Origin of the sequence: Ferrimonas sediminicola (genome assembly GCF_005116715.1) — a bacterium.
Lineage (GTDB): Bacteria > Pseudomonadota > Gammaproteobacteria > Enterobacterales > Shewanellaceae > Ferrimonas > Ferrimonas sediminicola.
Map to the genome: position 1 here is coordinate 392987 of NZ_SWCI01000001.1, position 20523 is coordinate 413509.

The 20523-nt window shown below is 60.4% G+C and carries 20 protein-coding genes; 11 read left to right on the forward strand and 9 right to left on the reverse strand.

What is annotated here, in order from left to right; translation table 11 throughout:
* Window positions 1-858 precede the first annotated feature (858 nt).
* Both FCL40_RS01775 and FCL40_RS01780 read left to right on the forward strand, forming a co-directional pair.
* The gene (locus tag FCL40_RS01775; RefSeq protein ID WP_136850746.1) at window positions 859-3234 is read left to right on the forward strand and encodes a multiheme c-type cytochrome; all 2376 of its coding nucleotides are present in this window, start codon (window positions 859-861) and stop codon (window positions 3232-3234) included.
* A 196-nt stretch (window positions 3235-3430) separates the two neighbouring features.
* The gene (locus FCL40_RS01780; protein ID WP_136850748.1) at window positions 3431-4762 is read left to right on the forward strand and encodes a winged helix-turn-helix domain-containing protein; all 1332 of its coding nucleotides are present in this window, start codon (window positions 3431-3433) and stop codon (window positions 4760-4762) included.
* A gap of 37 nt (window positions 4763-4799) precedes the next feature.
* Here FCL40_RS01780 and FCL40_RS01785 read toward each other — a convergent pair whose 3' ends face one another.
* The 4 genes from FCL40_RS01785 to FCL40_RS01800 all read right to left on the reverse strand — a co-directional run bounded on the left by FCL40_RS01785 (window position 4800) and on the right by FCL40_RS01800 (window position 7168).
* Entirely contained in the window at window positions 4800-5039 is a 240-nt protein-coding gene (locus tag FCL40_RS01785) for a DUF2960 domain-containing protein (protein WP_136850750.1), read from the reverse strand.
* Window positions 5039-5878: a CvfB family protein gene (locus tag FCL40_RS01790; protein ID WP_136850752.1), complete on the reverse strand. Its 840-nt coding sequence runs from the start codon at window positions 5876-5878 to the stop codon at window positions 5039-5041. Before FCL40_RS01790 ends, FCL40_RS01785 begins: the two co-directional genes overlap by 1 nt.
* Before the next feature lie 148 nt (window positions 5879-6026).
* Window positions 6027-6593: a YceI family protein gene (locus tag FCL40_RS01795; RefSeq protein WP_136850754.1), complete on the reverse strand. Its 567-nt coding sequence runs from the start codon at window positions 6591-6593 to the stop codon at window positions 6027-6029.
* 26 nt (window positions 6594-6619) lie between these two features.
* On the reverse strand, window positions 6620-7168 hold the full coding sequence (locus FCL40_RS01800; RefSeq protein ID WP_229360248.1) for a cytochrome b: 549 nt from the start codon (window positions 7166-7168) through the stop codon (window positions 6620-6622).
* A 128-nt stretch (window positions 7169-7296) separates the two neighbouring features.
* On the opposite strand from FCL40_RS01800, the gene FCL40_RS18805 reads away from it, so the two are divergent.
* The 3 genes from FCL40_RS18805 to FCL40_RS18530 all read left to right on the forward strand — a co-directional run bounded on the left by FCL40_RS18805 (window position 7297) and on the right by FCL40_RS18530 (window position 7834).
* On the forward strand, window positions 7297-7428 hold the full coding sequence (locus FCL40_RS18805) for a hypothetical protein (RefSeq protein WP_267873491.1): 132 nt from the start codon (window positions 7297-7299) through the stop codon (window positions 7426-7428).
* Window positions 7429-7605 carry a hypothetical protein gene (locus tag FCL40_RS18525; RefSeq protein ID WP_169306966.1) on the forward strand — a complete coding sequence of 59 codons (177 nt, stop codon included), beginning with the start codon at window positions 7429-7431 and terminating at the stop codon, window positions 7603-7605. It begins immediately after the preceding gene.
* A gap of 70 nt (window positions 7606-7675) precedes the next feature.
* Entirely contained in the window at window positions 7676-7834 is a 159-nt protein-coding gene (locus tag FCL40_RS18530; RefSeq protein WP_169306967.1) for a hypothetical protein, read from the forward strand.
* A 41-nt stretch (window positions 7835-7875) separates the two neighbouring features.
* Here FCL40_RS18530 and purD read toward each other — a convergent pair whose 3' ends face one another.
* Both purD and purH read right to left on the reverse strand, forming a co-directional pair.
* Window positions 7876-9156 carry a phosphoribosylamine--glycine ligase gene (purD, locus tag FCL40_RS01805; protein ID WP_136850758.1) on the reverse strand — a complete coding sequence of 427 codons (1281 nt, stop codon included), beginning with the start codon at window positions 9154-9156 and terminating at the stop codon, window positions 7876-7878.
* Between the two features lie 195 nt (window positions 9157-9351).
* On the reverse strand, window positions 9352-10944 hold the full coding sequence (gene purH / locus FCL40_RS01810; protein ID WP_136850760.1) for a bifunctional phosphoribosylaminoimidazolecarboxamide formyltransferase/IMP cyclohydrolase: 1593 nt from the start codon (window positions 10942-10944) through the stop codon (window positions 9352-9354).
* Between the two features lie 293 nt (window positions 10945-11237).
* Between purH and zntR the strand changes: the two genes are divergently transcribed.
* The 4 genes from zntR (at window position 11238) to FCL40_RS01830 (ending at window position 15327) form a co-directional block, all read left to right on the forward strand.
* Window positions 11238-11639: a Zn(2+)-responsive transcriptional regulator gene (zntR, locus tag FCL40_RS01815; RefSeq protein WP_136850762.1), complete on the forward strand. Its 402-nt coding sequence runs from the start codon at window positions 11238-11240 to the stop codon at window positions 11637-11639.
* Between the two features lie 3 nt (window positions 11640-11642).
* The gene (locus FCL40_RS01820) at window positions 11643-12932 is read left to right on the forward strand and encodes an SO_0444 family Cu/Zn efflux transporter (protein WP_136851363.1); all 1290 of its coding nucleotides are present in this window, start codon (window positions 11643-11645) and stop codon (window positions 12930-12932) included.
* Between the two features lie 139 nt (window positions 12933-13071).
* The gene (locus tag FCL40_RS01825; protein WP_136850764.1) at window positions 13072-13356 is read left to right on the forward strand and encodes a hypothetical protein; all 285 of its coding nucleotides are present in this window, start codon (window positions 13072-13074) and stop codon (window positions 13354-13356) included.
* A gap of 927 nt (window positions 13357-14283) precedes the next feature.
* On the forward strand, window positions 14284-15327 hold the full coding sequence (locus tag FCL40_RS01830) for a DcaP family trimeric outer membrane transporter (protein WP_136850765.1): 1044 nt from the start codon (window positions 14284-14286) through the stop codon (window positions 15325-15327).
* A 368-nt stretch (window positions 15328-15695) separates the two neighbouring features.
* On the opposite strand, the gene FCL40_RS01835 is transcribed toward FCL40_RS01830, so the two are convergent.
* Entirely contained in the window at window positions 15696-16721 is a 1026-nt protein-coding gene (locus tag FCL40_RS01835; RefSeq protein ID WP_136850768.1) for a porin, read from the reverse strand.
* A gap of 351 nt (window positions 16722-17072) precedes the next feature.
* Between FCL40_RS01835 and tcdA the strand changes: the two genes are divergently transcribed.
* Both tcdA and FCL40_RS01845 read left to right on the forward strand, forming a co-directional pair.
* Window positions 17073-17867 carry a tRNA cyclic N6-threonylcarbamoyladenosine(37) synthase TcdA gene (gene tcdA, locus FCL40_RS01840; protein WP_136850771.1) on the forward strand — a complete coding sequence of 265 codons (795 nt, stop codon included), beginning with the start codon at window positions 17073-17075 and terminating at the stop codon, window positions 17865-17867.
* A 39-nt stretch (window positions 17868-17906) separates the two neighbouring features.
* Window positions 17907-18833, forward strand: a complete 927-nt coding sequence (locus FCL40_RS01845; protein WP_136850773.1) for a hypothetical protein — start codon at window positions 17907-17909, stop codon at window positions 18831-18833.
* On the opposite strand, the gene FCL40_RS01850 is transcribed toward FCL40_RS01845, so the two are convergent.
* Window positions 18830-19291 carry a SufE family protein gene (locus tag FCL40_RS01850; protein WP_136850775.1) on the reverse strand — a complete coding sequence of 154 codons (462 nt, stop codon included), beginning with the start codon at window positions 19289-19291 and terminating at the stop codon, window positions 18830-18832. The two genes, FCL40_RS01845 and FCL40_RS01850, sit on opposite strands and share 4 nt — an antisense overlap.
* A complete protein-coding gene (locus tag FCL40_RS01855) occupies window positions 19284-20495 on the reverse strand; it encodes an aminotransferase class V-fold PLP-dependent enzyme (protein ID WP_136850777.1) in 1212 nt (403 codons plus the stop codon). The genes FCL40_RS01850 and FCL40_RS01855 overlap by 8 nt, the downstream gene beginning before the upstream one ends.
* Window positions 20496-20523: the final 28 nt, after the last annotated feature.

Here is a 20523-nt window from a genome sequence, read left to right on the forward strand (position 1 = left end):
GCTGAAAAAACACTGAGGAAGTTAGGGGGGAGTCATGACAATAGGGTGACACTGCCGTGAGCGCGGGATGACGTTTTTGTGGTTGGGGGCGCGGAACTTGGGTGGCCTTGTGTCGGCGTCGACCGGCGGTGGCCCGTGGCGGCTGAGTAGGGCTGATAGAGGGAGAGCGCTGATGTGTTGCCAACCTGCATTCCGGGACTCCTCTGGCGGGATAGACTCTTCCTTTATCGGTCGGCTTTCGTTCGTAATTAAAGGAATTTGCAGGACTTTAGCTTTACAGGAACAGGATGGCCGTCGTGTTTCTCCCGCATCCGGGGCAGGATGGCGCCCGTGGAGAAGCGTGAATTGGCGACTATTCACGGCTTTTGGCAAGTAATCGGCGGTAATGGCGGATTTGGGATCCCAAAAGGTGTCCCAAATCACCCAAAAACGTCCCGGGTTCACCCTTATGCAACAAGTGGGTGCAGATTATTTTTCCTTTTCCTTGCCTTAAGGCAGCAATCGGTCTTTTTCCCCGGGGGATGCTTCACAGTTTGATTTTTCCTCATTTTTGCAATCGCTTCGATCACGGAGGCTCCGAATCAGGGAGGTTAAGGTTCAGCTGCCCATAGGGGCTGTTGATTTTTAGTGATTGCCTTTGGGCAAACACCAATTTGAATTGGTACCGAGTACTTAAAGACCGGCTCTGAGGCGGACCGACGACAACCACTCAGCGTTGTCCGATTTCGACGTAGAGCAACTATGCCAGCAATCGAACGCCTTGATTGATCGTCGTCATCCTCGGCCAAAGCCTCGCCACCAAACATCAACACCCCCTACTAAGGGCAACAATCAAACCGCTGATTGAAGGAGATGATGATGAAACCTCTCAACTTTAAGGTCGCCACCCTGGCGGCCATGCTGGCCACAGCCCTGACCGGCTGTTCCGGCGACGACGGCCAAGATGGCAAAGACGGTACTCCCGGTGAGCCTGGTCAACCCGGTAATCCCGGGCTGATCGTTGCCGACAGTGCCAAGTCTCTCGAGGTCACTGTGACCGACATTGCCCTGGGCGAACACACCCAGGTGAACTTCAGTGTGGTCAACGAGCAGGACCTGCCCGTGGCCGGACTGGATAAGTTCGGCTTTCTCCTCTCCGGTCTGGAACTGGGCCAGGATGGGGATGCCAACGCCTGGAAACTGCTGGCCTCGGAAAGCTGCCCCGCCAGTAAATACTCCGGATGCGGCACCCTGGTGGACAACAAGGATGGCACCTACAGCTATCAGTTCGACAGGGACGTCACCGCCGAGTCCGCCTTCACCATCGCTGACGATAAGAGTCTGCGCCTGGTGGTCCGCAGTGGTGGCGAGGAGGTCGGTAGCACCGAGGTGGCCTATGCCAACCTGATTCACGACTTCCGTCCCGACGGCAATACCCCCTCCTACTCCAAGAATGTGGTCACCGAGGAGAACTGTGTCTCCTGTCACGACGACCTGGCATTCCACGGTGGCAAGTACACCGAGGTGGAGACCTGCGTTGCCTGTCACGCCGACAACAAGGTGGGCGAAGAGGCCCTGTTCACCAATCTGGCCCACAGGCTCCACATCGGCAAGATCGCCGCCCCGGTCGGTGGTTGTGACAACTGCCACAACGAGGCCGGCGAGGCGAGCGACTTTGCCAACTGGAAGCGGGTGCCTACCATCGCGTCCTGCGCCACCTGCCACGCCGATGTGGACTTCAAGACTGGCGCCAACCATGTGGGTGGCCCCCGTGAAGACAATAGCGCCTGTGCCGTGTGCCACAGCGAAGCGATGATCGAGACGAACCACCTGTCCACCTACCAGGGGCAGATCTCTCGCCGCGAAAATGTTCACCTGACTGTGACCGATGCCAGGATGGTGGCGGCCCCCCAGGCCCAGGCCAACATCGATGCCGGCCTGGATACCGACCAGACCGGTTATGTGCAGTTGACCGTAGACATCCGTGACAGGGATGGCCAGTCGATGAACCTGCAGCTGGATAAGGCGGATTTCTTCTACTACTCCGAGTTCTACATCAACTGGGGTGGCCATGACATGGGCATGGAGCGCGGTAAGATCCTGCGGGTGTTCACCAATAAGGAGCTCTACCCAGGCTACGTGGACACGCCCATCGTACTGAACTACGAGAACGGTGAAACCACCTTCGAGATCGGTCCGTTCGAGCTGACCGACACCTTCGATGGTGACCTGACCGACAGCTACGGCATGGTGACCCCCCGCATCTGGTTCTGCATGGACGCCCAGGGTGAGAAACTGGAGTCCTGCAAGGAGACCTCCAGTGTCTGGGGCCAAGGTGCCGCAGGCTTCAACTGGCTGCACTTCTTCGATGAGCAGGGCATGCTCTCCGAACGTCCACGCCGTCAGGTGGTGACCAATGAGAAGTGTGGCTCCTGCCACGGCATGACCGAGCGCGACAGCGATGGCATGGCCCAGATGACCCTCAACTGCCGCAGCTGCCACCCGGTGACCAAGACCGACTCCGCCTTCTTCGGTACCACCTGTGCGTCCGGGTCCATCGACAAGGATGGCGACGGCCAGTTGGATGAGCAGATCATGCTCAAGAGCCTCCGTCCGCGGGGCGAGCGTGACTGGACCACAGCCTCCAACGCCGGTGAGGAGTGTCTGGCCTGCCACAACGCCAACAACCCGCCGACCCAGGTGATCCGCGACGCCCACACCAAGCAGGGCGATGCTGATTACGTGGAGCAACTGACCATGAGCCACCCTGACCACAAGGTGTGGATCCACGCCATGCACGCCAACAACCGTGCCAACCAGGGCGGTGAGGGTTGGGTGCGCAACGTGGCGTACTCCGCCGATCTGGCCAACTGCGTCAAGTGCCATGAAGGTGACAGCTTCGATGCCAAGTACCTGGTGGGTCGTAAGCCCCTGGCGCTGGATCTGGACTACATGGACAGCTACGACGGCCTGGATCCGGACAACGGCAAGGACACCAGTGGCAACAAACGTTACGCCGTGGACGCCAAGGCGGATGCCTATGTCTCCCCCACCGCGGCGGTGTGCCTAAGCTGTCATGGTAAGCGTGCCCCTGAGGCCGGAGAGGATCGCCGCCAGGTACGCAAAGAGGTGGTGGCGCACATGAAGCAGAACGGTGCCCAGTTCGGTGTGACCGAAGGTGAGTACACAGGTGAAGAGTCCTGCGCCGTGTGCCACAACCTGGACAACCTCAAGTCTGTTCATGGTCTCAACTAAGGGCTGACGTCCGCGTGTGCAACGTTTCCCTGTAAGCCAAGGCCCGGGCCTCATCACCCGGGCCTTTTTTGAGTCTGGGGCGGGATCACAAAGCTGAAGGTGCAGAATAAAACCTGCATTAATTTGGGATTATCATGACTATTAAGCTGAGCCTTAACCTGATTCAAGGCTGTCTAACAGGGTTGAGAGGACCGATGTGAAACTATCCAAGTATCTGACTGTGGACGAGGAGCGTCGTCTGCTCCTCGACAGCAAAGGGAACTTGACTCATCCGCTCTCCTTCGCCGAGCTGGAGATGCTCAAGCTGCTGGTGGCCGATCACGGCGAGGTTGTCGACAAGCAGCGTCTCACCGACGCCGGCTGGCCAGGGCGGATCGTCGCCCAGTCCTCGCTGACCCAATGCATCAGCACCCTGAGGCGCAAGCTCGAGGGGCATCATGATATCGAGCTGAAGACCATCCCCAGGTATGGTTACTGCCTCTGTTACGTAGAGGCGGCAGCAGGGCCGAGCGCCGTCGACAATGACCCCGGAGGCGACGCGCCACCACCCGCCGCCCGGGAGTCGGGCGCCATCCCTGGTGGCCCCAAAGCGCCCGTGAGTTGGCGCTGGCCTCTGCTGGGCCTGGTGCTGGTGGCCGTGGCTTTCCTGCACCTTTCCGGCGGTCTGTCTCTGGCCCTGGACTGGCTGAGGATGATGGGTCAGCCTTCGGTGGCGGCCATCTCCAGCGAGCCGCTCAGGGTCGGATCCCACCCCAACCTGGCCCATAACGTGGTGTTCGAGGAGGAGGAGGCCCTGCCCAAGGTGTCCCCCCAGGCGTTTATCGCCAACTGGGAGCGGGTGGATGAGATGTTGCCGGAGGTAAAGGCTCAGCAGAGCTACCTGAAGCAGAGCCCGGATTTCGACTCCATCGCCCTGTGTGCCGACTTCGATGGTATCTGCCGGGACCGGCAGCCGCTGAACCTGGTGCGCCGTCATGGCGAGCAGCCGTCACTGGATCTCAAATGGCTGCGGGACACCAAGCTGAGGATGGAGCAGGTGACCTACAACAAGATCCTGCTGGATCGCTTCGACGGGCCGACGGAGGGGGTGATGGAGGATGTCTACCGTGCCGACGTCTACTACTACGGTGATAGCGACAACGTAGTTCGGGGTGACATCCGTTTCTCCCTCCTCTATCAGTCCGAGTCGAGGGGGCAGATGTTGGTGGCCGCCTGTTTTACCGATGCCCTGAACCGGGAGATCAGCATGCGCTACGAGTTTTCCGGCCCCTTCAGGGTGCAGCAGTCTCGGGTGGATGGCCGTCCGGTGAAACGCTTCCTGATCCAGGTGGAGGACCAGAACTTCCGCCGGCCGGAGCAGCTGTCCGAAGAGGGGGCGGTGATCTACCGGGAGATTCAGAAGGCGGTGCTGTCTAAGAAACAGATGACCCTGCACCAGGTTTATGAGGATGACCAAAGCGGCGTCTGGAGCCTGCCCTTGTGGGGGGAGACCATGGTGTGGGCCCATCGGGCCCAGCTGACCCTTTGATCCCAAAACAGAAAGGGGCTCCTACGAGCCCCTTTTGCTATTCCCGAACCACGGAGATGTCGGAAAAGCCCTTCTGGCGGATGTAGTTGTCGCGGAAGTTGCGCAGGGTCTTCTTGTCCCGGGTGGACATTCGCACCGCCTGCTCCATCGCCAGGTAGTCGCTGGTATCGATCCCCTCGGCGGCGGCCACCGCCTCGAAGGCGTCGTGGTACTTGTCGTTGGCGTAGCCGATGCTCTTCTGCTGCCCCTTGAAGGTGTAGCTGATGGTCAGAGCCATTAGTTTTTCTCCTTCAGGCGGATGCCGTCGCTGTCGATGCTGATCTTGCCCGCCTTGAACAGGCTGCCCAGGGTGCGCTTGTACACCTTCTTGCTCACCTTGAACACCCGCTTGATCGCATCGGGGTCCGCCTTGTCGCCCAGATGGCTGAAGCCGTTGTTGTCCGCCAGGTGTTTGAGCACCTGTTCCTCAAGCTGGTCCACCGCCTCGGCGGCCGGTGGGTTCAGGGTCAGGTCCACCCCGCCATCGTCACGGACCCACTTGACGTAGCCGGTCAGGCGCTGGCCCACTCGCACATCGCGGAAGATCTCGTTGTGGTAGAGCACCCCCCAGTAGCTGTCGTTGACGATTGCCTTGAAACCCAGGTCGGTCTTGTTGGTCAGCAGCAGGTCCACCTTCTGCATCCGCTTGAAGCGGCCGGGGCGTTCGGAGACGAAGCGGTCCAGCTTGGTGGAGGCGGCCAGACGCTCGGTATGGCGGTCCTGATAGATGTACACCACGTAGTGACGGCCCTTCTCCAGGGGGACCTTCTGCTGGTTGTAGGGCACCAGCAGATCCTTGTCCAGTCCCCAGTCGAGGAAGGCACCGGCCTGGTTGACGTCCACCACCTGCAGCAGGGCAAACTCGCCCAGGCAGGCCTTGGCCTCCTGGGTGGTGGCGATCAACTGGTCTTCGGAGTCGAAGTAGAGGAACACCTCCAGCTCGCTGCCGATCTCGGTGCCGGCGGGAACGTACTTGCGGGGAAGGAGGATGTGACCGAACTTGCCGCCGTCGAGAAACACGCCGTAGTCGCTGAGGCGAACGACGGAGAGGCGGTTGTAGTGACCTATTCTAACCATGGTGAAAATCTGCGTCCGAAAGAGGGGAGGCGATACCGGGAGGGTATGGGTGCCAAAACTGCTGGGAGTATAAACCAAATGGGACGGACAGAGAAAAAAAGGGCCGGCCTGTTGGCGGGCCGACCCAAGGGGCATCAGACGGAAGGGATCAGAGTCTGACCCCCTCCACATGCAGGTCCAGCTGCACCTCGGCGGATTGCGGGCCCAGATCCATGGGGATGCCGAACTCCTTCATCTTGAGGGTGGTGCTGCCCTCGAAGCCGACCCGGTAGCCGCCCCAGGGATCCTGGCCCTCCCCGATCTTCTGCACCTCGATGGCGATGGGCTTGGTGACACCACGCAGGGTGAAGTCGCCGTGCAGCACGCCGGACTGGGCATCCTTGGCGGTATAGGCGGTGCTGGTGAACTTGGCTTCCGGGTAGCGATTCACCTCCAGCAAGTCCTCACTGCGGATGTGTTTGTCCCGCTCTGCGTGGTTGGAGTTGACGCTGGCGGTGTCGATGGTGACGCGGAACGCCGCCGGGGCATCGCCGTCGTAGCTGAAGCTGCCCTTGAAGCTGTCGAAGCGTCCGATCACCCAGCTGTAGCCCAGGTGGTTGATCTTGAAATTGATGGAGGCATGGGCGCCCTTGGTGTCGATGGCGTAGTCGTCGGCCATAGCCAGGGCGCTGAAGGCCAGGGCGGAGCCCAGCAGGGCAGCGTTGATCATTTTCATAGTAATACTCTCCAGTTGGTTGGGGCTCAGTTTGATGGTGCGATCATGCGGCCCAGGGTGTTGTCACGGTCGATGAATTGGTGTTTCAGGGCGGCCAGGGCGTGTCCGCAGGCCAGGATCATCAGGCTCCATGCGGCGTACTCATGGATGGTGCCGGCGATCTCCTCCTGCTGAGGCAGGCCGGTGATCAGGGCGGGAACGCTGAACCAGTCAAAGACGTCGATGGCCCGGCCATCGGCGGTGGAGATCAGGTAGCCGGAAGCCAGCAGGGCAATCAGCAGCAGGTAGATGGCCCCATGGCCTGCCTTGGCGGCCAACCGGGTCAGCGGTCCCTGACCGTCGGGGGCCCGGGGGACCGGGTTGCTGAAGCGCCACACCAGTCTGAGCAGGGTGGTGGCCAACAGCAACAGCCCCAGGCTCTTATGGAGATGGGGGGCTTGCCGATACCAGGGGTGGTAGTAACCCAGGTCCACCATGTAGAGGCCGAGGCCAAACAGGCCGAACACCGTCAGGGCAGACAACCAGTGCAGGGCGATGGTGACCCAGCCGTAGCCGTTTGAGTGATTGGTGAGCATCATGGCCTCCTTGGAATGAGTGATGCCCTGCATTTTAAATGCACAAAAAAGAATGAAAATCGCAAAAATACGGCAATATCGTTCTAATAAATAGAATGTATGTCGGCAGGGGGCGAGGAGGGTTGTGGATGTTGCAGGCAGAAAACGAATGGCAATGTTTTCCTAACGTTTACTCCCCCAGTCTGCTGTTCGACACCAGCTACAATCACAACGGAGGCGGAAAACGGGTGTACGGCCGGGGTTACCTGGCGGTGCGCTAGATGATGGGGCAGCAGCGGCAGAGGGTAGAGCAGGTGCTGACCCAGACCCGTCGTGGGGACTGTCCCAGGTCCCAGGCCCTGGCGAGGGAGTGGGGCCAGGAGATGGATGCGGGTTTCAGCGCCTGGCTGGTGAGCTGGCCGAACTGGAGGAGGGGAGAACTAGTCGCAGGAGTGTGATTTGCCCCATGGACCTTTTAGCTAATTCGGCGCATTCTGAAAGCCTGACAACCAGTTCAAGGAGAGGATGATGGAGTCGGCCATTACCGTGGTGCTGTTACTGGCACTGGCCACTGCCGCCGTGGCGTTTCTGTTGGTGCCCCGCAAGAGGAAGCACCGGGAGATCACTCCCGTCTCCAATCGCAGTCGCAAGAAGCGGGCGCGCAAGAGAAGCGCCAAAGCCTCCTAGCCCCACAGAAGAAAGGCCGCGAATGCGGCCTTTTTTGCGGGTCAGTGCTGTTCGCGGGCGATGGCCCGGTAGGCAATATCCCGTCGGCAGAACATCCCCTCCCAGCTGATCTCATCCACCAGGGCGTAGGCGCGCCGCTGTGCGTCGGTGACCGTGTGGCCCAGGGCGGTGGCGCAGAGCACCCGGCCACCGCTGTTGACGATGGCGCCATCCTGCACACTGGTGCCGGCGTGGAATACCTTTTCGCCCTCGGCGTAGTCGGTGCGCAGACCACTGATGGGGAAGCCCTTAGTGTAGCTGGCGGGATAGCCGCCAGAGGCCAGCACCACGCCCACGGCGGCGCGGGGGTCAAACTCGGCGGTCTGCTCATCCAGCTTGCCGGCACAGGCGGCCAGGCACAGATCCACCAGGTCGGATTGCATCCGCAGCATGATGGGCTGGGTTTCCGGATCGCCGAAGCGGCAGTTGTACTCGATCACCTTGGGGGTGCCGTCGGCGTCGATCATCAGGCCGGCATAGAGGAACCCCTTGTAGGGGTGACCCTCGGCCTTCATGCCGTCGACGGTGGGGCGGATCACCTCGGCCATGATGCGGTCGTGGATGGCCGGGGTGACCACCGGAGCCGGGGAGTAGGCGCCCATGCCGCCGGTATTGGGGCCGCTGTCGCCGTCGCCGACCCGCTTATGGTCCTGGCTGGTGGCCATGGGCAGGATGTTATCGCCGTCCACCATGACGATGAAGGAGGCCTCCTCACCCTCGAGGAACTCCTCGATCACCACCCGGTGTCCGGCATCGCCGAAGGCGTTGCCGGCCAGCATATCCTTGACCGCGTCCTCGGCCTCGGCCAGGGTCATGGCGACGATCACCCCCTTGCCCGCTGCCAGGCCATCGGCCTTGACCACGATCGGTGCGCCCTTCTCCTGCAGGTAGGCCAGGGCCGGCGCCACTTCGGTGAAGTTCTGATATTCGGCGGTGGGGATGGCGTGACGGGCCAGGAAGTCCTTGGTGAACGCTTTGGACCCCTCCAGTTGGGCGGCGGCGGCGCTGGGGCCGAAGATGGTCAGTCCCTCCGCTTCGAAGGCGTCTACCACCCCGTCCACCAGCGGCGCTTCCGGGCCGACGATGGTCAGGGTGACCTCATTGTCCCGGGCGAAGGCCACCAGGGCCTGGTTGCCGGAGACGGCCACGTTCTGCAGCTTGGGTTCGGTGGCGGTACCGGCATTGCCCGGTGCGACGAACACGGTCTCCACAGCAGGGTTCTGCGCCGCCTTCCACGCCAGGGCGTGTTCACGGCCACCGTTACCAATAACAAGTACTTTCATCTCTTAATCCTTTGCGATAAAGGGAAGGGGGGGCTCCAAACAGGGGTCAGGTCCACCCCTCAAGCGCAGGCCAAACCGAGGAAGTGCTAGAAGCCCTCTCCACAGCCCCCTGAGTTTGCTGTTGCAAATGAGGGGGGGCGAGGACAGAGGGCGACGCCGCAATTCGCGGTTTGGGCAAGCGTCAACCCAAAGCCATTAGTGTTTAAAGTGGCGCATTCCGGTGAAGACCATGACCATATTATGCTCGTCGGCGGCGTCGATCACCTCCTGGTCCCGCATGGAGCCACCGGGCTGAATCACGCAGCTGATCCCCGCCTCGGCAGCGGCGTCGATGCCGTCACGGAAGGGGAAGAAGGCGTCGGAGGCCATCACCGAACCGGGGACGGTCAGGCCCTCGTCGGCGGCCTTGATGCCGGCGATCTTGGCGGAGTAGACCCGGCTCATCTGGCCGGCGCCCACGCCCACGGTCATCCCCTCCTTGGCGTAGACGATGGCGTTGGACTTGACGTACTTGGCCACCTTCCAGCAGAACATCAGGTCCTTGAGCTCCGCCTCGGTAGGCTGGCGCTTGGAGACCACTTTGATCTCCTCCAGGCCGACCATGCCCTGATCGCGGTCCTGAACCAGCAGGCCGCCGTTGACCCGCTTGGTGTCAAACTCGGTGGTCTTGCCCTGCCACTGGCCGCACGCCAGCAAACGCACGTTCTGCTTGGCTGCCACTACGGCCTTGGCTTCGTCCGAGATGGTGGGGGCGATGATCACCTCAACAAACTGGCGGTCGATGATCGCCTGGGCGGTGGCGGCGTCCAGCTCACGGTTGAAGGCGATGATGCCGCCGAAGGCGGAGGTGGGATCGGTCTTGAAGGCGCGATCGTAGGCGTCGAGGAGGTTGCCCGCCAGGGCCACACCACAGGGATTGGCATGCTTGACGATGACACAGGCTGGAGCGTCAAACTCCTTGACACACTCCAGGGCGGCATCGGTGTCGGCGATGTTGTTGTAGGAGAGCGCCTTACCCTGAAGCTGGATGGCTGAGGCGACCGAGGCCTCCTGCAGGTTCTTCTCGACGTAGAAGGCAGCGCGTTGGTGGCTGTTCTCGCCGTAGCGCATATCCTGCTTCTTGATGAACTGCTGGTTGAAGGTGCGCGGGAACACCGACTCCTCGTCGCCCTCGCGGTTGTCGCCATGGCTGGGCACCATGGTGCCGAAATAGTTGGCGATCATGCCGTCGTAGGCGGCGGTGTGTTCGAAGGCGGCGATGGCCAGATCGAATCGGGTCTGGTAGGTGAGTGAGCCCTCACCGGCGTCCATCTCGGCGATCACCCGGCCGTAGTCGTGGGCGTTGACCACAATGGTGACATCTTTGTGGTTCTTGGCGGCGGAGCGCACCATGGTGGGGCCGCCGATGTCGATGTTCTCGATGGCGTCTTCCAGGGAGCAGTCGGGGCGGGCGACAGTCTGGGCGAAGGGGTAGAGGTTGACCACCACCATGTCGATGGGCCGGATGCCGTGGGTCTCCATCACCGCCTCATCCCGGTCGCGGCGGCCGAGGATGCCACCGTGAACCTTGGGGTGCAGGGTCTTGACCCGGCCGTCCATCATCTCAGGGAAACCGGTGTAGTCGGACACTTCGGTCACAGGCAGGCCGGCCTCGGCCAGCAGGCGCGCGGTACCGCCGGTGGAGAGCAGTTCGACCCCGCGCTGACTCAGCGCCTGGGCAAACTCCACCACTCCGGTCTTGTCGGACACACTCAGCAGGGCGCGTCGAATGGGACGTGCTGATTCCATAGGGTACAGATCCTTTCTTGTAGGGTTAATGGGTCGCCCTTGGGGCGACTCTTATTATGGGAAGATATTTCGCTAACACCTCGCCCTGAGGCGTTGGCGAAATACCCTCGAATGGGGGCTGTACAACCTTTATGGAGTCGCGCGCATTGTACGCGAAAACGGCTTTGAAATCAGGTCCTATCCACCTCTTTCGTTCGTTTATAAGAAAAGTGCGTTTCCATATGAAAAAGGTTTGACCTTAGACTTAACTCCAAGGTTTATACTCCAGCCAAGTCAAGAACCCGGAGTTTGTCATGTACCGAATCGGTGAGCTGGCGACGGCCTGTGAGGTCACCGCCGATACCCTGAGGTTTTATGAGAAGAATGGCCTGCTCAGCCCCTCGTCGCGCTCGGACAAGGGTTACAGGCTGTATACCGACGAGGATGCCCGTCACCTGAAGTTCATCCTCAGGGCCAAGGCGATGGGCTTCAGCCTGACGGAGATCAGCGAGCTGCTCAACATCGAGGCCAGTCGTTCCGACTGGGCCTGTGCCGATGTGAAGGGAATGGTCGAGGCCAAGGCGGCCGAGTTGCAGCGCAAGATTGATGAGATGACCCGCCTGAGAGACTCCCTGCAGGAGCTGGCGGATGCCTGCTGCGGCGGGCCGGAGAGTGCCATTCACTGCTCCATCCTGGATACCCTGGAGACCAAATAGATGCTGTTATTAGAGAATTTCCTAGACCTCTTCCTCGATTCCGCGCCCTGGCTGCTGCTGGGCCTGTTCCTGGCGGGGATGTTGAAGATGTTCGTTCCTATGGAGTGGATGAACAGGCAACTGGGGGGGCATGGCTTCAAGACCACCCTCAAGGCTGCCCTGTTTGGTGCGCCCCTGCCGCTGTGCTCCTGCGGGGTGATCCCCGCGGCGGTGGGCCTGCGTCGCTCCGGTGCCTCCCGAAGTGCCACCACCTCGTTCCTGGTGTCGACACCGGAGACCGGAGTGGATTCGGTGTCGGTCTCCTATGTATTGCTGGGGCCCTTTATGGCGGTGGTTCGTCCCATCGCCGCGGTGACCTCTGCGGTGGTGGCCGGTTTACTGGTGGGCAGAGACGATGAAGAGCCTCAGCAGCAGGCGCCGGTGAAGCTGGCCAAGATGACCCCCTTGGGGCGGGGAGCGCTGATGGGCGCTGCCGCTCAGTCTCAGGTCAAGGCTCAGGAAAAGGCCAGTTGCTGCGCCTCCAAGGCGGAGCTCAAGCCGGAGCCGGTGTCCAACTGCTGCGCCTCCAAGGCGGAGCTCAAGCCGGAGCCGGTGTCCAACTGCTGCGCCTCCAAGGCGGAGCTCAAGCCGGAGCCGGTGTCCAACTGCTGCGCTTCCAAGGCGGAGGTCAAGTCGGATCCGGGGTCCAGCTGCTGTGCTTCCAAGGCGGCGCCCAACGCCAGCGAAGGAGTGCCCCGCCGAATTGTTCGCGGGCTCCGATATGCCGGTAACGATCTGGTCAAGGACACCACGGTATGGCTGCTGATCGGCCTGTTCTTTGCCGCGTTGGTGAACACCTTTGTCCCGCCCCAGTACCTGTCCCAATGGGGGGATGGCATTCTGGCCATGTCGCTGATGGTGCTGGTCTCCGTCCCCATGTACATCTGTGCCACCGCCTCGACCCCGATCGCGGCGGGACTGCTGCTGGCCGGCGTCTCTCCGGGGGCGGTGCTGGTGTTTATGATGGCGGGCCCGGCCACCAACATCGCCACCCTGGGGGTGGTGCGCAACGAGCTGGGTAAGCGGGCCCTGTGGGGCTACCTGGGCGGGGTGATCGGCACCGCCATGGTGTTTGGTTACCTAGTCAACTTCCTGGTGGCTCGCTACGGATTCGAAGTGACCCCCCTGGTGGGTGAAGAGCACCGGATGCTGCCCAACTGGCTGGTCTATGGCAGCGGCATCTTGCTGGCCCTGCTGATGGCGAAGGCCCTGGTGACCTCCCTGAGGGGCAAGATGACTCCGGCGGCCGCCTGACCCCCCCGTCTCCAATATGACGCGCTGCCAATGCAGCGCGTTGTTTTATCGAAGTTTATCCTCCTTGGCTGTGCTAATATTTTCCGCTGAAGCCGGTCCCGATTCCGGAGTCGGCCGTCATCGTTAAGAGGAATTGCCCATGAGTGCACTGCTGTTACTCGTGTCCGCTCTCGCGTCTGAACCCGCACTGGCCGGGGTGGAGCAGGGAGAGGAGTATATCTGCAAGAATGGCGCCCAGGAGCGGCGCATCCAGGTCATTTACCCCCAGGGGGCGCCGCTGCCCTGCGAGGTCCACTACACCAAGGGGGGGAACAGCAAGGTGCTGTGGCGGGCTCAAAATGAGGCCGGATACTGCGAGGCTCAGGCCAGGGCGTTCGCCGCTAAGCAGGAGACGATGTTCTTCCCCTGCGAAAAGAGCCAATAGTGCCCCGAGGGGCGGTGAGTCGCCCCCACTTTCCACACCTGAATCCTATGAGTCCATAACCCTCATTTACCGGAAAAGATCAACGGTTGCATCGCGTTTTTGTCCATGGTGGGAGGGGGCAATCTGTGGCCATGCCGTCATGAACCGGCCTTCCTCTTGCCTCCGGTGTTCGATTATTGTTCTGTCTGATACTTTCATTTAATTCAGTCTGCATTGCAGATTTCGAGTGCCATTCAGGTGATAGTTAGATCCCGCCCGCCATTTTGGTCAAAATAGTCTAATTGAGTTACAAAAATTCAGGCGGCACTTTCGTTGCGAATTGCTTTTGTGATCTGGATCGCCCAGGCATCACGCCATTTTTTATTCGGTGATGCATGCCGCCTCTTCAGGGAATGGGTGTTTAGCCAGGTTTATTAACACTTTCGACGTGCCTCTAATTAATTGTCTGAATATAAAGGTATTACTCCCAGGAGGCTGTGGGTCATTTGGGTTTTGGGGTCTCCTGTTAACGGCGCTGACTCCTGAAAAGTTTTCGGTCATGCCAAATTCACCAAAACCACAAAAAAGGGTGCGTCATCCCGAAGGATGCGTCATTTGTGACGGGTGGATCACGGAATGGGTTGGGGGCGTGATCTGGTACTGGGTGGGCGTGGGGCGGGGGCTGGTTTTGTTCGCTGTTTGGTGTTGGTGTGCGACAGCGGTCACATCAGTCGACTCCGGGTAAGGAAATTCAGATTGCCGCTTTGTTAACTTCGTGGGGCGAAATGTTTGGGCTGCCGTTTGTTGAATGACGCCTATCTGTGGTTGTGTCAGGTAAGTTTTGTTCCATTTCATGCGTCTCCGGCAAGCGGTTTGAGCTCACGACACAACATTTCAAATAATGAGAGTGATGTTGATTCATAACCTATAAAATAGGATGAAACTGAGATGTTCGTTTCTAAAATTAAAAAGATTGCCCTGGTAACCTCCCTGGCTGCCATGGCTACCCCGGCGTTAGCAGCATACGAAATTCAACTGAACGATAATGACAAGCTGGTCTTCGGCGGCTATATCAAGGCCGATGTCCGTTATGTGGACGGCGACGTCGCCTATCAAGACCAGTGGACCGGCGGTGGTAAAGGCCTGGACGAGAGCGCATCTCAGTTCCGCATCTTCGCTAACGAAACCCGTTTTAACACCAAGTACATCCATGGTGATCTGGTTGGCTTCATCGAGATGGACTTCTTTAGCGGCGACGCCGGTAACCAGGTGATCTCCAACTCCCTGCGTCCCCGTTTGCGTCATGCCTTCGTGAAGTACAAGAACATCACTGCCGGTCAGACCTGGTCTACCTTCATGAACACCAGCGCCATCGGTGAGACTGCCGACTTCGGCAGCACCATGATGGGGATCTCCTTCATCCGTCAGGGTCAGATCCGCTACACCAACGGTGGCCTGGAGCTGGCCATGGAGAACCCGGAGAGCTTCGGCGGCGATACCGCCAATGACAAACTGCCCGACCTGATCGCCAAATACACCTTCAAGGGCGACTGGGGCAACGTGTCCGTGGCCGGCCTGGCGCGTCAGCTGAATACCACAGGCGGTGAGAGCGAGAACGCCCTGGGCTTCTCCGTCGCCGGCCGCATCAACACCTTCGGCAAAGACGACCTGCGCTTCCAGGTTCACAAGGGGGAACTGGGTCGCTACGTGGGTACCGCCGCGGTGAAGGATCTGGTGGGTGAAGAGGTGGAGGACACCACCGCCTACAACATCGCCTACCGTCACTTCTGGAACGAGACCGTCCGTTCCACCCTGATCTACGGCCACATCGAAGGGGACGTTTCCGGCAAGGAAACCAGCCAGTGGGGCGTGAACCTGTTTAAGAACTTCACCAAGGAGCTGTCCATGGGTCTGGAAGTGGGTAACTACTCCATCGACCACGAGGACAAGGACTCCATGTACGGTCAGTTCTCCATCCGTTACGCCCTGTAAAACCAGGCAACTGAGAAGGCGGGGACCTACCCCGCGACGGGTCCATCTTGGCAGAGAGTTAGACCCAACCCTTAGCCGGCGGAAACGTCGGCTTTTTTGTGCCCGGCCGGGGCAGTGATGGGCTGGCGCAATTTGAGGGCCGCCATGGCGCAACACTCTGCGTCCTTGACCGGCCTCAATCATCATCGGCTAGCCAGAGTCTTGCGGTGGCTGGGAGGGTGGGGCTGTAGGGCAAAGTGCCGGGACCAGACTGCAACGGTCGGGAAAGGCGGACATAACAAAGGCCACCTTGCGGTGGCCTCTGGCAGGTGACCCAATCAGCCTGAGCTGATTGTGGCGATTGTTTCTCTCTTTGGCTGCGCCAAAGATTAGAAGCGGTAGCGCAGACCCAGGGTCATCACATCGTCATCGATGTCAGCGGCGCCTTTAACAGAAGCTTCGTAGTTGGCGTAGTGGGCGTACAGGTAAGCAGACTTGCTCAGGGTGTAGTCGCCACCAACGGTGAAGTTGGTCACATCTTCAACGGTACCGGCGGTGACACCTTGGGCCTTCTTGCCGAAGGTACCCAGAGCGCCATCTTCGTAACCGTACTGAGCCTTCAGCATGAAGTTGCCCAGGGGGTACTTGGCGGAAACGATGTAGCCGTCGGACTCAACGGAGGAGTCGGAGGTGGCTTCGGAGGACTGGTAGATGGCACCCAGGGCCAGGTCGGCGATCTTCACCTGACCGGTCAGACGCCAGGCAGTCAAGCCGCTGATGCCATCAACATAGCCGCCACCAACGTAGAAGTTGGCTTTCTTCAGGCCCTTGTCACCGTAGCCCAGGAACAGGGCGTAGTTGTCGCCGTCATCGCTGGTCTTGTCAGCGTTGTCGTCTTCCAGGATGTAGGTCAGCTTACCGGTCAGCAAGTCAACCTTGGGCAGAACATAGGTGATACCGTCACCCACACGATCCTGACCGGGCAGGATCATCGCGATGTCGGCGTTCAGGTTACCGAAGGCGTCAACGCCACCTTCGGAGTTCTTGAAGGCGGTGTCGTTTTTACCGAAGACCACTTCACCGAAGCCACCGGCCAGACCGAAGTAGGTGTTACGAGAGCTCAGTGCGTCTTTGCCACCATCCTTCTGATCCCAGCCATTGATGCCCAGCTCAACTTTATAGACAAGTTTCAGTGCACCGTTGATGTCGTGGGTGCCCTTGATACCGACGTTGGAGGAGTTGTTCTCCAGAACAGTGCCGGTGTCACCGTTGGTGATCTGAGTGGTGTAACCGGTGTCGGAATCGGTCACAGAGATGTTCAGGTCACCGTAGAAGGTGGGCATTTGTGCCTGTGCGCCGAAAGAGGCGGCAACCAGTAGGGCAGCAGCAGAGAGGGCGGGTGTCCGTTTTAGCATGATCAGTTTACTCCTGACGATCAATGAACGCCTGATTTAGATTTAACACAAAGGCAACATAAATCGCTGTGTATCAAGATTTAATCAGGCTTTTTAGTCATTTTGCGAACTCGATTCTGGCAGGAACTTTGTGACATGCAACCGTTGGTGATGTGATTTTTTGAGCTCGCGCACAAATTTGATGTGAAAAGTTTTAACTGTTGAGGGAGGTCAATAATTGGACATTTAATTCATTGATTAACAATGGCTAACTGGTTAGTGTGGACAGTTCGCCTTCGCTGTAACCTCGGGCGTCTCCCCGATCCCCCTCTCCCCTGTTATACTGCGGCCGATCTGGTCAGGACAGCGGTTATGAACGACGACTATCTACAGCGCTTTGGCGGCATCGGCCGCCTCTATGGTCCACTTGCCCTGGAGCGGTTCCGCCGTTCCCACATTGCCGTAGTCGGCATCGGCGGGGTGGGTACCTGGGTGGCCGAAGCCCTGGCTCGCAGCGGCATCGGTCAGATTACTCTAATCGACCTGGATGACATCTGTATTACCAACACCAACCGCCAGTGCCATGCCCTGAGGGAGACCGTGGGACGCTCCAAGGTGGCGGTGATGGCCGAGCGCCTCCGTGCCATCAACCCCGACTGTCGGGTCGAGGAGGTGGAGGAGTTTGTTGACAGCGACAACCTGTTTGAGCTGGTTGACGACGGCCTGGATTACCTGGTGGATTGCATCGACAGCGTCAAGGCCAAGGCGGCGCTGATCGCCCATTGCAAGCGGCGTAAGATCCGCATCGTCACCGTCGGCGGCGCCGGCGGTCAGCTGGACCCCACCCGGGTGCAGGTGGCGGACCTGGCCAAGACCTACCAGGACCCTCTGGCCGCCAAGGTGCGCAACCTGCTGCGCCGGGAATACAACTTCAGCAAGAACCCCAAACGCCGTTTCCAGGTAGAGTGCGTCTTCTCCGATGAACAGCTCAAGTACCCGGGCGCGGATGGCCAGATCTGCCTGGCCAAGTCGGCCGCAGAGGGCCCCAAGGCGATGGATTGCGCCAGTGGCTTCGGGGCGGTGACCCCGGTCACCGGCACCTTCGGGTTTGTCGCGGCCAGCCGGGTATTGCTCAAGCTGGCGGCGCAGGCCGAGAAAGAGGCTTAATATTTCCACTGCTTGGGCTTGTCAGGAAGGGGCGGGGCGGTGTTGTCGAGAGCGTGCTGGATAGTCTGGTTGCTGGTGGGCCCCTGTGCCCAGGTTGTGGCACAGCCCCGGGAGGGGGAGCCGGAGCCGCCACCCTGGTATGACAAGGCCCACACCCTGCTGTCCGGCTCTGCCCAGCGCACCGCCCTCTGGTTTGATCACTTCTTCGGTCCCAGCGATGATGCCGATCAGGCATCCAGTCACTTCAGGCTGAGAGCCCAGCGGGAGTTCATCGAGCGGGAAAGCGATCAATGGGGCCTGCGCCTGTCCGCCGCCTATTATCTTCCCCAGACCGAACGTCGGCTCAAGCTGCTGCTGGAATCCGACGAAGAGGATGAGGAGCTGGGTGATCTCTTCACCGGCACGGGAGAGGGCACCACTCGAGCGGCCCTGCGCTGGATCCCGTTGGACCGAAAACGCTGGGATCTGTCGCTGGATCTCGGCGCCAGCGTGGACTCGGGCATTCAGCCCTTTGTTCGGGGACGAGCCCGCTACTACGACAACCTGGATCAGCGAACCTTGCTGAAGGCAAGCCAGGAGTTGAGGTTGCAATCCGATGAGGGCTGGAGTGAAACCACAGGGCTGAATCTGGAGCGGCACAGTGACGGACATGCCCTGCTGTGGCGAAATTGGCTGTTCTATGGCGAGGAGAGCGACGGCCTGGAGTGGAACAGCAAGCTGAGCCGGGTCGAATGGCTCAATGAGCGTACCGCCCTGTCGCTGTTTGTCGCCGCCTCCGGGGCCACCGACGATCCCGGGATCCAGAGTGAGATCCGCCGGTTGGGACTGACATTGCGTCAGAGCTTCCTGCGCAGCTGGCTGTTCTACGAAGTGGAACCCCAGCTCACCTGGCCCAGGCAGTATGGGTTTGACACCAACCTGGAGCTGACCCTGACTCTGGAGGCCCAGTTCGGCCAGCGCCGCTAGCCGGGCTGTGGCGCCGAGGCCCGGGTGCGAATGGCCGCGACCAGGGCCGCCACTCCGTTGGCTCGGGAGGGGCTGAGATGGGCCGACAGACCCAGTTCACTGAACCAGCTGTCCAGATCCAGGTCGCGAATGGTCTGGTCGCTGCTGTGGTTGCAGGTGCTGAGGATCAGCACCAGCAGCCCCTTGATGATGCGGGATTCGCTGTCCGCCAGGAAATGGTGCTGCCCCTGCTCATCGCGATGGTGGTAGAGCCAGGCCTTGCTTTCGCAGCCGGCCACTTCCGCGTCCTCCCTTTGCCACTGTGGGGCCAAAGCAGGCATACGGCTGCCCAGTTTCATGATGATGCGGTAACGCCCCTGCCAGTGGGACTGAGCCGTCAGCTCCTGGTGCAACTGCTCACGGGTCAGTTCTCTGCCCAGAGGGGAGTCCAGAAACTCTTGAATGCCGGGTTTAATCATCGAGAAACTCCGTGATCTCCTTGAGGGCGCTGAGGAAGGCGTCCACCTCTTCGAGGCTGTTATAGGCGGCGAACGAGACCCGGCAACTGCCCTTGAGTCCCAGCGCCTGCATCAGCGGCTGGCAGCAGTGGTGGCCACAGCGCACCGCTACGCCCGCCTGGTCCAGCAGGATGCCGATATCCTGATGGTGTTCCCCCTCTACTCTGAAGGAGAGCGCCCCAAGATTGTGGCCTCTACCCGCGATCGCTTCCACGCCAGGTAGGGCAGCCATACCCGCCTTCACTCTCTCCATCAGCGCGGTTTCGTGGGCCTGCAACGCTTTCCTGTCCAACTCGTCGATAAAGGCCAGTGCCTCTCCCAGGCCGATGGCTTCGGCGATGGCGGGGGTGCCGGCCTCAAACTTGTAGGGGAGACGGTTGAACTGACTGCCCTCAAAGCTGACCTGCTGGATCATCTCGCCGCCATATTGATAGGGGGGCATCTGCTCCAACAGTTCCCGGCGTCCCCAAAGCACCCCGATGCCCGTGGGACCGTAGCATTTGTGGCCAGAGAAGGCGTAAAAGTCACACCCCAGTGTCTGCACGTCGATCTCCAGGTGGGCCACAGCCTGGGCACCATCCACTATGGTGATGGCGCCCGCGGCCCTGGCCTCGGGCAGCATCACCTCCAGTGGGGCCACCTTGCCCAGGGCATTGGAGACCTGGGTGAGGCTGACCACCCGGGTTTTGGGGCCCAGCAGAGCCTGGTAGGCATCCAGGTCCAGGTCGCCGTCGCCAGTCAGTGGGATCGGGATCAGCTTGGCGCCGGTGCGCATCGCCATCTGCTGCCAGGGTACGATGCAGGCGTGGTGAGCCCAGGTGTCGATCAGGATCTCATCCCCGGGCTGCAGCAGATGACTGCCCAGACTCTGGGCCAGCAGGTTCATCGATTCTGTGGTGCCCCGGGTGAAAATCACCTCCTCTCGCGCCGGAGCATTGATGAAGCTCTGAACCTTGTCCCTAGCGCCCTCGAACGTGCGGGTGGCCAGGTCGGAAAGACGATGGGCCCCGCGATGGACATTGGCATTCTGCTCCCGGTAGAAACGGTTCATCGCCGAGAGCACCCGCTCAGGCTTCTGCGTGGTGGCGGCGTTGTCCAGGTAGACCAGATCCGGCTGGTTCAGGGCAGGGAACTGGTTTCGCAAGTGGTACAGTGGTGCGCTCATCGAGGTTCCATCAAGGTAATCCGGCGGC

Bases quoted from the DNA above. Each gene is read 5' to 3' on its own strand.
- FCL40_RS01775 (WP_136850746.1), top strand. From the start codon at position 859: ATGAAACCTCTCAACTTTAAGGTCGCCACCCTGGCGGCCATGCTGGCC.
- FCL40_RS01785 (WP_136850750.1), bottom strand. From the start codon at position 5,039: ATGGCTCTGACCATCAGCTACACCTTCAAGGGGCAGCAGAAGAGCATC.
- FCL40_RS01790 (WP_136850752.1), bottom strand. From the start codon at position 5,878: ATGGTTAGAATAGGTCACTACAACCGCCTCTCCGTCGTTCGCCTCAGC.
- FCL40_RS01795 (WP_136850754.1), bottom strand. From the start codon at position 6,593: ATGAAAATGATCAACGCTGCCCTGCTGGGCTCCGCCCTGGCCTTCAGC.
- FCL40_RS01800 (WP_229360248.1), bottom strand. From the start codon at position 7,168: ATGCTCACCAATCACTCAAACGGCTACGGCTGGGTCACCATCGCCCTG.
- FCL40_RS18805 (WP_267873491.1), top strand. From the start codon at position 7,297: ATGTTGCAGGCAGAAAACGAATGGCAATGTTTTCCTAACGTTTACTCC.
- FCL40_RS18525 (WP_169306966.1), top strand. From the start codon at position 7,429: ATGATGGGGCAGCAGCGGCAGAGGGTAGAGCAGGTGCTGACCCAGACC.
- FCL40_RS18530 (WP_169306967.1), top strand. From the start codon at position 7,676: ATGGAGTCGGCCATTACCGTGGTGCTGTTACTGGCACTGGCCACTGCC.
- purD (WP_136850758.1), bottom strand. From the start codon at position 9,156: ATGAAAGTACTTGTTATTGGTAACGGTGGCCGTGAACACGCCCTGGCG.
- purH (WP_136850760.1), bottom strand. From the start codon at position 10,944: ATGGAATCAGCACGTCCCATTCGACGCGCCCTGCTGAGTGTGTCCGAC.
- zntR (WP_136850762.1), top strand. From the start codon at position 11,238: ATGTACCGAATCGGTGAGCTGGCGACGGCCTGTGAGGTCACCGCCGAT.
- FCL40_RS01825 (WP_136850764.1), top strand. From the start codon at position 13,072: ATGAGTGCACTGCTGTTACTCGTGTCCGCTCTCGCGTCTGAACCCGCA.
- FCL40_RS01830 (WP_136850765.1), top strand. From the start codon at position 14,284: ATGTTCGTTTCTAAAATTAAAAAGATTGCCCTGGTAACCTCCCTGGCT.
- FCL40_RS01835 (WP_136850768.1), bottom strand. From the start codon at position 16,721: ATGCTAAAACGGACACCCGCCCTCTCTGCTGCTGCCCTACTGGTTGCC.
- tcdA (WP_136850771.1), top strand. From the start codon at position 17,073: ATGAACGACGACTATCTACAGCGCTTTGGCGGCATCGGCCGCCTCTAT.
- FCL40_RS01850 (WP_136850775.1), bottom strand. From the start codon at position 19,291: ATGATTAAACCCGGCATTCAAGAGTTTCTGGACTCCCCTCTGGGCAGA.
- FCL40_RS01855 (WP_136850777.1), bottom strand. From the start codon at position 20,495: ATGAGCGCACCACTGTACCACTTGCGAAACCAGTTCCCTGCCCTGAAC.